Raw genomic sequence first — 12,127 nt, 5'->3', positions numbered from 1 at the left:
AATTTTGAAGCGGCACTCCCGCCTTCAGATGGTCAGTTTTCGGTCGGCGTCAACACTCATGCATCAGAGAGGAAGGCTTCTTGGCTCGATTTTTTGGCCCTATGAGGCATCTTGAGAAAAGTGGTGATGCCTAGTTACCGGGGGATCAAGATAGCCCGCCACCATCGAACTCAAAGATCAAGATTTTTGCGGTGCTGCACAAAAATGCGTCCTCAGCACAAGCGTGGACACGGGGTACCGCTTGCAGACTCAAACAGGCAAATTTCCTTTTTTGCGCGCGCGCCCGCGTGCGCGCGCTTTTTTTTTAAAGGTCTGCAACAGACCATACGTTTACGCTCACTAACTTCTCCCTGAGAAGGGTTCAGTCGTGCCTACCCCCACCGCCACCGAACACGAAGCCCCTGCATTGCAGGGGCTTTTTTGTTGGCGCTGCCCCGATGCGGGCGCGAGGCCCTCGCACGCAAAGGTGCTCGCCCGCGGCACCAGCCCAACCCATCAACGACAACAGGGCTGGCAGAGCGCCAGCCCTGCCAGCCCTGCGGCTGGGTGCACCGTCGAAATCAGATCAGCGCAGGATGCCGGCGAAGAAGGTGGCGAGCTCTTCGTAGCCGTCCAGCGGCAGCACGTGGGCCACGTACTGGTCGGGGCGCACCACCACCAGGCAGCCGGTGTCGCGGTTGATGCCGCGCATGTCGAAGATGTCGCCCACGCCCTTGTGGTCGACGCAGAAGACCTTCTCGAAGTCGATCAGGCCCAGCTTGCCCGTCTTGGGCTTGAGCAGCGAGGGCATGTTCTCGAAGGCGAGCTGATCGAAGGTCTGCTGGAACACGGCGCGGAAGTCGATCACCGCGTCGATGTCTTCGCCCGGGCGGGTGTGCTTGACCACCGGCGAGTTCGGGTTCGTCTCCAGCCAGTCGGCCAGCTTGTGGATGGCAGAGCCGGGGTTGGAGCTGTCGGCCTTGCCGGCGAAGGCGTAGAGGCGCCAGCGCGCGTCCGCCTCGGCCACGTGGCCCAGTTGCATCTGCATGGCATCGGCCAGGCGCACCACCGGGGCCGAGTGGAAGCGGCGGCCAATCTCCTCGCCTTTGGCCAGGGCCTGGTGCGTGGCGGGGCCCACCAGCAGCGACTGGTCGTACTTCACGGCCGTGCCGCCGGTGAATTCCAGGTTGGCCTTGAACTGGCGAATGATGCGCGGCTCTTCGGTGCCGTCGCGCTCGGCCTGTGTGGTGGGGGCCGACATGATGCGCGACCACGAGTGGTCGGTCTCGACCAGGCGCTTGGCCTCGGTGAGGCGCTCTTTGGAGTAGCTGCGCAGCAGGCTGGCGTCGGCACGGCCTTGCAGCACGTGCACCAGCTTCCAGCCCAGGTTGAAGGTGTCCTGCATGGACACGTTCATGCCCTGGCCGGCCTTGGGCGAGTGGGTGTGGCAGGCGTCGCCCGCGGTGAACACGCGGGGGTTGCGGTCTTCGCCTTCGGGCACGTCGTCAAAGCGGTCGGTGATGCTGTGGCCGATGTCGTAGATCGACCACCACACCACCTCTTTCACGTCGATCGAGTAGGGTTTGATGATGCGGTTGGCGGCCGCGATCATGTCGTCCTGCGTGAACTTGCGGCTGGCGGCGCGCTCGTCGGGGCGCAGCTTGTCGAGTTCCACGTACATGCGGAACAAGTAACCGCCTTCGCGGGGCAGGATCAGCACGTTGCCTTCGCTGGCCGAGGAGATCAGGCACTTCTGGCGAACGTCGGGGAAATCGGTGTTGGCCAGGATGTCCATCACGCCCCAGGCCTGGTGCGCGGCGTCGCCGTGCAGCGTGCCGCCAATGGCCTTGCGCACGTTGGAGTGGGCGCCGTCGCAACCCACCACGTAGTTGGCGCGCACGGTGCGGGTGGCGCCCCAGTTCACGCCGATCGAGTCTTTCAGCGTGACGGTCACCGGGTACTCGGTGGCGTTGGGGTCAATGGTGAGGCCGGCCACTTCCCAGCCGTAGTCGGGCTCAAGGCGCGAGGGCGAGTTCTTCATCACCTCCAGGAACAGCTCGTGCAGGCGGGCCTGGTTGATGAGGATGTGCGGCATTTCCGAGCTGTCGTCGGCCACGTCTTGCACACGGCCCACGCGCTTGATGTGCGCGGGGTTGGCCGGGTCGGGCATCCAGAAAGCGGTCTGGTTCACCCAGTAGGTCTCGCGCTTGACCTTGTCGGCAAAACCGAAGGCCTGGAACATCTCCATGGTGCGCGTGTTGATGCCGTCGGCCTTGCCCTTGATGATGTTGCAGGGCATGCGCTCGATGATCATCGTCTCGATCTCGGGGAACTGAGACAACTGCGCGGCCAGGCACAGACCGGCCGGGCCAGTGCCGGCGATGAGCACATCCACCTTCTCGGGCAGCGGTTCGTTGGTGCCGCGGTTGCGGCGGTTGGGCGCCGCTTGCTTGATGTCAGGGCTGCCGCCTCTGAAACCGTCTCTGTAGAACTGCATGTCCGTCTCCTTGGGTTGAGAAGCGCCACAAATGAAGGGGGTGGGTCGGCGCGCGGGCAAATGATAGCTATACATACTATTAGCCGTCAATACCGTATGTATACTTATCAAAAGCCTGCAATCACAGCGGGCAGGCCACTGACTTGAACCTTCCAACGGAGCGCGGGGATGGACTCACACGACATGGCGGGACACTTGATCCGCCGCCTGCACCAGCAGTCGACGCAAGTGTTTGTCCAGCGCACGCAGGCCGCCGGTTTTGACCTGACGCCGGTGCAGTTCGCCGCCTTGGACGCCATCGCCGCCCAGCCGGGCACCGACCAGGCGCGCGTGGCGGAAATGATTGCCTACGACCGCGCCACCATCGGCGGCGTGATCGACCGGCTGGTGCAAAAGGGCTGGGTGCACCGGGTGGTGAGCGAACGCGACCGACGGGCGCGCGAGGTGTCGCTCACCGACGAGGGCCAGCGCGTTCGCACGGCCGTGCTGCCGGTGGTGCAAGACCTGCAAAAGGACATCTTGGACACGCTGGGCGACGAGGAACGCGCCCTCTTCCTGGAGTTGGCGCGCAAGGCCGTGCGAACGTAACTGCGATCCGCCAGGGCCAGGCCGGCCATCTGGTCCACCAGCAGCACCATCACGCCCACATCGGCGATGCGGCGCATCAATGCGCCCAGACGCGCTTTGTCTTCGCGCGGGAGGCCGCCCTACTGACCAGACTCCGCAAGACGCCGGGCACTGCAGCTCGGTGCCTTGAGTTCGCAGTCCTGACAGCCTCTGCTAAGGGCGTCGGAAGCCAGCGACTTGCACAGGGCCATTGAGAGAGCAGTCTGGGGACAGTGCTACGCGACCTGAAAGTGATTCGAGATGACCTGCAGGCCGAGATCGTCAAGACCAATGAGGGTGCTCAAGTCGCGCGTCAGATGCGGATCGAGGGCCTGGGTTGATGCGATCGCGCTGATCCGTGTGTGTGGAGAATGACCGGGGCTGGTGAAGACGCTCCTCTGAAAGCCGCACAGCGCCTGGGGGTTGACAGACTCTCACTCCGCTACCGAACACGAAGCCCCTGCAGTGGAGGGGCTTTTTTGTTGGCCGAACGGCCTGCACACGGCGGCGCTGTTGCATTCAGCGCACCAGCCAGAGGGCACCTTCTTCAAGGGCAATCACGTCACAGTTGCCGGGCACGGCCGGGCCGCCTCGGTCGATCACGAGGAAGTCGGTGGGGGCATCGAGCGCCAGCAGCGGGTGGTGCCAGGTGCCCCGCGCGTAGTTCACGCCCTGGCCGGCTTGCGCCAGAAAACAGCGGATGGCCTGTGGGTCTGGCGCGGCGCCCGGGGGGGCCACCACCACCAGAAACGGCACCGGCGCCAGCGCCACGAAGGCCTGGCTGCCCAGCGGGTGGCGCTCCATCGTGGCAACAGACAGAGGAAAGGCGCGGGGCTTCGCCCGGAAAAGGCTGACGAGGGTGCGCCCACCTTCGGCGGCTGTGTCGATGTGGGCGAGGTCGTGGTAACGCTCGGCGAAGCCGTCGTTGATGGTGAAGTGCTGCGCGGTGTCGCTGGCTTCGATCACGTCGCCAAAGGGGCGGAAGGCCTCGGCCGTGAGCGGCTCGATCGGCAGGGTGTGGCGCGGCTGGGGCATGCCGTGCTCAGCAATCGATGTCGTGCAGATCGGGCGTGGCCCCCCTGCCCTTGCCACCGGCGCGCTTGGCGCGCTGCGTGCGCTTGCTGAAGGCCAGGCCCATGGCCAGCGTCTGGGCCAGGCACAGGGCCGAGGTGAGCGAGCGAAAGCCCAGCAGCTCGGCGTCGTTGACCTCAAGCACCAGGTCCGCGTCTTTGGCCACGGGGCTGAGAAAGGCGTTGGTGATGGCCAGGCGCTTGGCGCCCTGCGCGCGCACCTGCTCGCACACGGCCAGCGTGTCGCTCGCGTAGGGCGGGAAGCTGACGGCGATGAGCAGGTCTTGCTCGTTGGCGCCGAAGGCCTGCTCGGCGATGGCGCCGCCCAGGCCGTTGAGTTGCACGGCGGGCTGGCCGACGCGGTTGAGCGCATAGGTGAGGTAGGCCGCCACGGCATAGGAGCGGCGCAGGCCGACCACGTAGACCATGCGCGCGCTCTGGATGAGGGCGATGGCCTGCTTCAGGGGCAGCGCGGCGGCGTCGTCGGCCAGGTGCTCCAGCGAGACGATGTTGGCCTGGCTGAAGGCCTGCAGCACCTCGGCGGGATCGGCGGGGTTGTCCAGCGCCTGCTCGCCGCCGTAGTGGCGGATGCGCTCGCGAAAGGTGGGTTTCACGGCGTCTTGCAGCGGCGCGATGAAGAGGCGCTGCAGGTCGGAATAGCCGTCGAAGCCGAGGGCCTTGGCCATGCGCACAAAGGCGGACGGCGCCATGCCGGCGGCGGCGGCCACGCTGGCGATGGAGTTCAGCGCCACGTCGTTGGGGTGCTCCAGCGCGTGGCGGGCGGCGTCGCGCATGCGCGGCGTGAGGCGCTCGCTCTCGCGCGCGATCAGCTCGCGCAGCTCGTCGAGGTTGGTGGGTTTGGGGGCCTTCTTGTTCGCCTTGGTCACCATGTCCGCGGGGTCTGTGGAGTGAGGGAATGGCCCGCGCTCAGAAAGCGCGAACCTCGCCGCGTGGCACAAAGCGTCCCAGGCCTTCGCGGCCGTGCCATTGCTGGCCGTCCACGATCAACTGGCCGCGCAGGAACACCTTCTCGACGCGCCCCTGCAATGTACGGCCTTCGAGCAGGGTGTAGTCGCAGTTGCTGTGCAGCTCGCTGGCGCGAATGGTCTGAGAGGCCGCGGGGTTGAAGAGCACCACGTCGGCGTCGCTGCCCACGGCGATGGTGCCCTTGCGGGGGAACAGGCCGAAGAGCTTGGCCGGCGTGGTGGAGGTGAGCTCGACGAAGCGGTTGAGCGAGAGCTTGCCGCGCATCACGCCGATGTCGAACAGGCTCACCAGCCGGGTCTCGATGCCGGGCGCACCGTTGGGAATGAGCGAGAAGTCGTCCTGGCCGCGCATCTTCTGCAACTGGTAGCCCAGGTGGCCTTCTTTCATGCAGAAGGGGCAGTGGTCGGTGGCGATCACTTGCAGGTCGTCGTAGCGCAGGGCGCGCCACAGGTGCTGCTGGTCGTCGGGCTTGCGCAGCGGCGGTGTCATGACGTACTTGGCGGTGGCGAAGTCGTCGTTGTTGTAGACCGAGTCGTCGAACAGCAGGTAGTGGGGGCAGGTCTCGGCGAACACGGGAATGCCTTCGTCGCGCGCGGCGACGATGTGCTTGAGCGCCTGGTTGCTGGAGACGTGCACGAAGTAGATGGGGGCCTCGGCCAGTTCGGCCAGGCGAATGCCGCGGTGGGTGGCCTCGCCCTCCATGATGGCGGGGCGGGTGAGCGCGTGGTAGCGCGGCGAGGTGTGGCCGGCCGCGAGGGCTTCCTTGATGAGCAGGTCGATCACGGTGCCGTTCTCAGCGTGCAGCGCCACCATGCCGCCCTCGGCGCCCACCTGGCGCAGCATGCGGAAGATGGCGGCGTCGTCGGCCATCATCACGCCCGGGTAGGCCATGAACATCTTGAAGCTGGTCACGCCTTCGTGGCGCATGGCGTGGCGCACGTCTTGCAGCACCTGGTCGTCCACGCGGGTGACGATCACGTGCAGGCTGTAGTCCACGTTCACCTGCGGGTCGGCGCTGCGCCGGGCGCGCTCGATGGCGCCCAGGGGCGAATCGACGGCGGTCTGCAGGGCGAAATCGACCACGGTGGTGGTGCCGCCAAAGGCGGCGGCCTTGGTGCCGCTGGCGAAGGTGTCGCAGGTGATGGTGGGGCCGATCACGTTTTCCATGTGCACGTGGGTGTCCACGCCACCGGGCAGCACGTACAGGCCGCTGGCGTCCACCACGGCCACATCGGGCCCCACGGCGATGTGCTGGCCGATGGCGTCGATGACGCCGTCGCGCATGAGCACGTCGGCCACGTAGTCGTCGGTGGCGGTGATGACGCGACCACCCCGGATCAGCACCGGGCTGCCGTGGGCCAGGCTGGCCTTGGCGGAGGTGGCCACGGCGGCCACGCTGGGCGGGCGCGGGTGGCCGTGGGCCGCGTCGGTGCAGGCCGGGTCAACGCAGGCGTAGGGGCGAGGTGTCATGCGGCCTCTCCGGTGGCGGGCGCGGCGTTCACTGGATCACCTCGTCCAGGTGCTGGATGAGGCGGTCGATCTCGTCGAGCGTGTTGTAGTGGGCAATCGACACGCGCACCACCCCGCCCTGCGCTTGCAGGCCCAGGGCCTCGATCAGGCGCTTGGCGTAGAAATCGCCGAAGCGGATGCCGATGCCGTACTGGTCCACGTGGCGCACGATGGCCTCGGACGACTGCTGACCCGCCACGAAGGAGATGGTGGGCACGCGCTGGCCGTCGGTGGCGCTGTCGTGGCCGATCACGCGCACCGAAGGCTTGCTGCGAAGGTAGGCCAGCAGGCGCTCGGCGAGCAGGTTTTCGTGGGCCTCGAAGGCATCGAAGGCGGCCTGCATTTTCTGGCGCTCGGTGCCAGTGGCGCCCAGGGTATTGCCCACGTGCACCAGGTAGTCGCTGATGCCGATGCAGCCGTAAGACAGCTCGTAGTTCACGTTGCCGGGCTGCAGCTTGTAGGGCACCACCTCGGGGCCAATGAAGTAGTGGTTGAGGCTGGGCAGGCCCAGCAGCAGGTCGCGCTTGAGCCACAGCACGGCGTAGTGCGGCCCGAAGACCTTGTAGAAGCTGAACACGTAGGCGTCGGCGCCGCTGGCCTGCACGTCCACCAGGCGGTGGGGGGCGTAGGCCACGGCGTCCACGCACAGGCGAGCGCCCACCGCGTGCGCGCGCTGCGCCACCTCGGCCACCGGGTTCACCGTGCCCAGGATGTTGGAGGCGTGGGTCATGGCCACCCAGGTGGTGCGGGGCGAGAGCAGGCGATCGAGATCGGCCAAATCAAGCGCCAGCGTCTGGGGGTTCACTTCCCACACCTTCACCACCGCGCCGGCCTGGCGCAGGCGCATCCAGCAGCCGATGTTGGCCTCGTGGTCGGTGTTGGTGACCACGATCTCATCGCCCGGTTTCACGCCGGGCAACAGCGCCTGGGTGAACAGGAACATGAGCGAGGTGGTGGCGCCGCCCATCACCACCTCGTCGTCGGCCGGGGCGTTGATGAGCTGGGCCACCGAGCGGCGCGCGGCCAGCACGCGCTCGCCGGCCGCCTGGCTCTGGGCGTAGCTGGCGCCGAGCTGCACGCTGCTGGTGAGCAGGTAGTCGCTCACGCGGTCGGCCACGCGCTTGAGCACCTGCGAGCCGCCAGCGTTGTCCAGGTAGACACAGCCGTCTTGCAGGGCGGGAAATTCGGCGCGGACGAGGTCGAGGTTGAGGGCGTTGAGGGACATGGGCATTCGGATTTCAGTGGGCAAGAATGGCCTGCAGAAAGGCCTGGGTGCGGGGCTCGCGAGGGGTATCGAAGAACACCTCGGGCGGGGCCTCTTCGACGACGCTGCCCGCCTCCATGAAGATCACGCGGTCGGCCACGCGGCGGGCAAAGCCCATCTCGTGCGTGACCACCACCATCGTCACGCCGCTGCGCGCGAGGTCTTGCATCACGTCCAGCACCTCGCCCACCATCTCGGGGTCAAGGGCCGAGGTGGGCTCGTCGAACAGCAGCACCTTGGGCTCCATGGCCATGGCGCGGGCGATGGCCACGCGCTGCTGCTGGCCGCCCGAGAGCTGGCCGGGGAATTTGTGGGCGTGCTCGGCCAGGCCCACCCGGGCAAGCAAGGCACGGGCGCGCGCTTCGGCGTCTTTCTTGGGCAGGCCGCGCACGCGCAGCGGGCCCAGCGCCACGTTGGCCAGCACGCTGAGGTGGGGGAAGAGGTTGAAGCTCTGGAACACCATGCCCACCTCGGCCCGCACCTTGGCCAGGCCACGGCCGCGCACCACCTTTTCGCCGTCCACCGTCACCTCACCCTGCTGGTAGTCCTCCAGCAGGTTGAGACAGCGAATGAGAGTGGACTTGCCCGAGCCGGAAGGCCCGAGCACCACCACCACCTCGCCAAGCGCGATGTCGAGGTCAATGCCCTTGAGGGCCTCGAAGTTGCCGTAGGACTTGCGCAAGCCCCGAATCTGGATCAGTGCGGCCATGGTTGAGAGGATGGGCAATGGGACATCAGCGCTGGCTGGCGCGGTGCCGGGTTTCAAAGTAGCCAACCAGCCGCACCAGCGGCAGCAGCAGCAAGAGGTAGAGCACGGCCGCGCCAATCAGCGGCGTGGGGTTGGCGGCCAAGGCCTGCGCCTGCGTGGCCTGCTTGAGCAGGTCGGGCATGGCCACCACCGAGGCGAGCGCGGTGTCCTTGAGCACGTTGATGCAGTTGCTGGTGAGCGGCGGCACGACGATGCGAAACGCCTGCGGCAGGATCACGTCGCGCATGCTGCTGAAGAAGCCCAGGCCGATGGCGTCGGCCGCCTCGAACTGGCCCTTGGGAATGGCCTCGATGCCGGCGCGAAAGATCTCGGCCGTGTAGGCGCACGACACCATGGAGAGCGCCAGCGCGGCGGCGCTGAAGGAACTCAGGCGCACGCCCACGAAGGGCAGCGCGTAGTACACCAGCACCAGCAGCACCAGCAGCGGGATGGAGCGGAACACATCGGTGTAGATGCGCGCCAGCACCCGCAGCGGTGCCGGCCCATACAGGCGCAGCAGCGCCAGCAGCAGGCCGGACACCAGCCCCGCCACGATGCTGACAACCCCCAGCACGACCGTGACCCCCAGGCCTTCCAGCAGTAGCGGCAGGGCCTGCAGAAAGACGGGCCAGTTGAAAAAGGTGGTGATCAGGTCCATGGGCGTGGGGCTGGGGTCTCAGGTGGAAGCGGGGGGTGTCAGAGCTTGGGCACGTCCATCACCTTCACGGTGGACGAGGTCTCGGGCGGGGTGCTGCCAAACCACTTCTTGTGGATCGAGGCCAGGTAGCCCTCTTTCTTGAGCGTGGTCAGGATGTCGTTGACCTTGGCGGCGTCGGGGAAGGTCTTGGCGAACATGAAGGAATAGCGCTCGGCCGTGGGGATGCGCGCGGCGATGCGGTACTGCGGCTTGTCCTTGATGTAGTACTCCAGCGCCGGGATGTCGCTGATGTAGCCGTCGATGCGACCGGAGGCCAGGTCAAGCATGGCGGGGGCCAGGCCTTCGTAGCGGCTGATCTTGGCGATCTTGAGCTTGGCGGTGTTCTCGGTGGCGTAGATGTCGCCGGTGGAGGCGGTGTCAACGCCCACGGTTTTGCCCGCCAGGTCGTCGAGCTTGTTGATCTTGGCGGCCTTCGTCACGGTCAAGGCCTGGTCGCTGTCGTAGTAGGGCTGGGCGAAGGCCAGGGTCTCCAGGCGCTTGGGCGTGATGGTGATGGAGGAGATGGCGATCTGGATGCGGTTGGACTGCACGGCCGGGAACAGGCCGTTGAAGGGAATGTTCTCGATCTGCACCGTCTTGCCGGCGCGCTTGGCCACTTCGTTGACCAGGTCGATCTCGAAGCCGACGAACTTGCCCGAGGCGTCCTGGAACTCCCAGGGCACGTTGCCGATGTTGGCGCCGACCACCCAGTCGGCGGCCCAGGCGGGCGTGGCGGCGGCGGCCACCGAGGCAAAGGCAAACGCAAGCCTTGCGGCCAGTGATTTCAGTTTCATGGTGAGTGACTCCAGTGGGAAAAGTGGGGGAACTTGAAAGAGAACCTGGCCTTGTGGGAGGGCGCCGGTGGCGTGCCTTGCGTGCCTGACACGCGGGTCACACGATAGCAAAATGAAACGATTAAATCAATAATTGAATCGAATGATTTTTTTATTCCAATGTGGTGCGCAGGCGCCGCCACGGTGCGTTGGCACGCACCCAAATGGGGAACTCAAGTGAGCGACGAAAAGGCGACGGCCTGGCGCAGTTGGGCCAGCCGCTCGGCACTGGGCATCGGCGCGGCCTGCGCCGCCTGTGGCAGGGCGCTGGCCCAGCGCGCGGCGGCCATGACGCTGTCGATCAGGGGCACGGGCACCTGGGCCTGCAACTGCGCGGCCACGCCCGCCAGCCCTGCCCCACCCACGATGACCGAGTTCACCCCCCAGCGCTGCTGCGCCGTGCGGCAGACCTGGGCCAGCAGCGCACGCGCGCCCACCGGGTCGGCCGCCAGTTGCGCGCCAGTGGGGGCCACGGTGTGCACGCCGGCCAAGCGATCGCCCAGCCCCAGCGACGTGGCCAGGCGCTGCAGCATGGGCCCCCAGCGCTCGCCGCCGGTGACCACCGCGAACGGCCCCAGCCGCGCGGCCTCGTGAAAGGCCGCCTCGGCCAGGCCGCTCACGGGCACCGGGCTGCACTCGCGCAGGGCCAGCAGGCCCGGGTCGCCAAAGCAGGCGATCAACACGGCGTGCGGTGCGGGCGCCGGGCTTTGCAGCGCGTGCAGCCAGGCGTCCAGCACGGCATGGCCGGCCACCGCGCAGCCCAACTCGTCGCTGAGGTAAGGCGAGCCAAAGCGCGCCGTCACCGCCCGCACCGCCAGCGCGGGCGCCAGCGCCGGGGCCAGGTGCCGCACCACCAGGTCGGTGACCGAGGCCGAGGTGTTGGGGTTGATGACGAGCAGTTCGGGGGTCATGCGGGGGCAGTCGACAAGGTGTGGAGAAAGGCCGCGAGCGAGCGCCGGATGAGGTCGGGGGCGATGCCCTGGGTGATGAAGACCAGGCGCGAGCGCCGCTCGCCTGGCGGCCAGGCCGGCAGGTGCTCGGGCGGGTGAATCAGGTGTTGCACGCCGTGCACCACCACCGGCCGCTCGGCGCCTTGCACATGGAGCAGGCCCTTGACCCGCAGCACCCGCTGCCCGTGGGTGTGCAGCAGCAGGCTGAGCCAGACGCCGAACACCGTCCAGTCCACCCCGTGCTCCAGCTCCAGCGTGAAAGAAGCGACGCCGCCGGGGGTGCCTGCCGCTGGTTGCACCAGGGAGCGGTGAACGCCCAGCGGGCCGCGCTCGGGCACCGCGTGCCGCGCGCCAGCGCTGCCTTCGCCTCCCTCATCGCCGAGCAGGGCACCGGCCGCCAGGGCCTGGCCACCCGACTCGTGCACCACGGCCAAGGCATTCAGGCAGGCCAGCCGCTCGCGCAGGGCCTGCACCGCCTCGGGGGCCGCCAGGTCGGTCTTGGTGACGATGAGCCGGTCGGCCACGGCCACCTGCTTGGCGGCCTCGGGAAAGCGCGCCAGCGTGTCGGTGGCGTTGACCGCGTCCACCGTGGTGATGACGCTGCCCACGCGAAAGTGGTGGCGAATGACGCGCTCGTGCATCAGGGTGGACAGCACGGGCGTGGGGTCGGCCAGGCCGGTGGTCTCGATCACCAGGCGCCGAAAGGCGGGCACGGTGCCGGCGTCGCGCTGCGCGTGCAACGAGCGCATGGCCTCGGCCAGGTCACCGCGCACGGTGCAGCAAATGCAGCCCGAGGGCAGCAGCACCACCTCGCCTTGCACGGCTTCGATGAGGTGGTGGTCCACCCCCACCTCGCCGAACTCGTTGACCAGCACTGCGCAGTCGCCGAACTCGGGGCTCTTGAGCAGGTGGTTGAGCAGCGTGGTCTTGCCCGAGCCCAGAAAGCCGGTGAGCAGGTGCACCGGAATCGGCTCGTTCATGGGCTCG

The 12,127-nt window shown here is 67.3% G+C and carries 11 protein-coding genes; 1 reads left to right on the top strand and 10 read right to left on the bottom strand.

All coding sequences use genetic code 11. The annotated features are described in order from the left end of the window. Nucleotides 1-565: 565 nt before the first annotated feature. A complete protein-coding gene (locus ACE3RQ_RS17065) occupies nt 566-2,476 on the bottom strand; it encodes an FAD-dependent monooxygenase (protein ID WP_374523268.1) in 1,911 nt (636 codons plus the stop codon). 168 nt (nt 2,477-2,644) lie between these two features. Here ACE3RQ_RS17065 and ACE3RQ_RS17060 point away from each other — a divergent pair, with 168 nt between their 5' ends. Further along, the gene (locus tag ACE3RQ_RS17060; RefSeq protein ID WP_374523267.1) at nt 2,645-3,064 is read left to right on the top strand and encodes a MarR family winged helix-turn-helix transcriptional regulator; all 420 of its coding nucleotides are present in this window, start codon (nt 2,645-2,647) and stop codon (nt 3,062-3,064) included. Between the two features lie 537 nt (nt 3,065-3,601). On the opposite strand, the gene ACE3RQ_RS17055 is transcribed toward ACE3RQ_RS17060, so the two are convergent. The 9 genes from ACE3RQ_RS17055 to ACE3RQ_RS17015 form a co-directional block, all read right to left on the bottom strand. Further along, nucleotides 3,602-4,117, bottom strand: coding sequence for an ureidoglycolate lyase (locus tag ACE3RQ_RS17055; RefSeq protein WP_142085579.1), 516 nt, complete (start codon nt 4,115-4,117; stop codon nt 3,602-3,604). 7 nt (nt 4,118-4,124) lie between these two features. After that, nucleotides 4,125-5,042: a MurR/RpiR family transcriptional regulator gene (locus ACE3RQ_RS17050; RefSeq protein ID WP_374523266.1), complete on the bottom strand. Its 918-nt coding sequence runs from the start codon at nt 5,040-5,042 to the stop codon at nt 4,125-4,127. A 37-nt stretch (nt 5,043-5,079) separates the two neighbouring features. Then, nucleotides 5,080-6,609: a dihydropyrimidinase gene (gene hydA, locus ACE3RQ_RS17045; RefSeq protein WP_374523265.1), complete on the bottom strand. Its 1,530-nt coding sequence runs from the start codon at nt 6,607-6,609 to the stop codon at nt 5,080-5,082. A 28-nt stretch (nt 6,610-6,637) separates the two neighbouring features. After that, entirely contained in the window at nt 6,638-7,873 is a 1,236-nt protein-coding gene (locus ACE3RQ_RS17040) for a cysteine desulfurase-like protein (protein ID WP_374523264.1), read from the bottom strand. A gap of 13 nt (nt 7,874-7,886) precedes the next feature. Further along, complete coding sequence (locus ACE3RQ_RS17035) at nt 7,887-8,621, bottom strand: amino acid ABC transporter ATP-binding protein (RefSeq protein WP_142085587.1); 735 nt, start codon at nt 8,619-8,621, stop codon at nt 7,887-7,889. A gap of 25 nt (nt 8,622-8,646) precedes the next feature. Beyond that, the gene (locus ACE3RQ_RS17030) at nt 8,647-9,318 is read right to left on the bottom strand and encodes an amino acid ABC transporter permease (RefSeq protein ID WP_374523263.1); all 672 of its coding nucleotides are present in this window, start codon (nt 9,316-9,318) and stop codon (nt 8,647-8,649) included. 38 nt (nt 9,319-9,356) lie between these two features. Continuing rightward, nucleotides 9,357-10,151 carry a transporter substrate-binding domain-containing protein gene (locus ACE3RQ_RS17025; RefSeq protein ID WP_374523262.1) on the bottom strand — a complete coding sequence of 265 codons (795 nt, stop codon included), beginning with the start codon at nt 10,149-10,151 and terminating at the stop codon, nt 9,357-9,359. 212 nt (nt 10,152-10,363) lie between these two features. Beyond that, nucleotides 10,364-11,101: an aspartate/glutamate racemase family protein gene (locus tag ACE3RQ_RS17020; protein WP_374523261.1), complete on the bottom strand. Its 738-nt coding sequence runs from the start codon at nt 11,099-11,101 to the stop codon at nt 10,364-10,366. Next, nucleotides 11,098-12,120 carry a GTP-binding protein gene (locus ACE3RQ_RS17015; protein WP_374523260.1) on the bottom strand — a complete coding sequence of 341 codons (1,023 nt, stop codon included), beginning with the start codon at nt 12,118-12,120 and terminating at the stop codon, nt 11,098-11,100. The genes ACE3RQ_RS17020 and ACE3RQ_RS17015 overlap by 4 nt, the downstream gene beginning before the upstream one ends. Between the last annotated feature and the right edge of the window lie 7 nt (nt 12,121-12,127).

The sequence above is a fragment of the Hydrogenophaga sp. genome (genome assembly GCF_041913525.1).
Classification (GTDB): domain Bacteria; phylum Pseudomonadota; class Gammaproteobacteria; order Burkholderiales; family Burkholderiaceae_C; genus Hydrogenophaga.
Note: the sequence above shows the minus strand (reverse complement) of the source record. Positions and strands in the feature narration are given on the sequence as shown.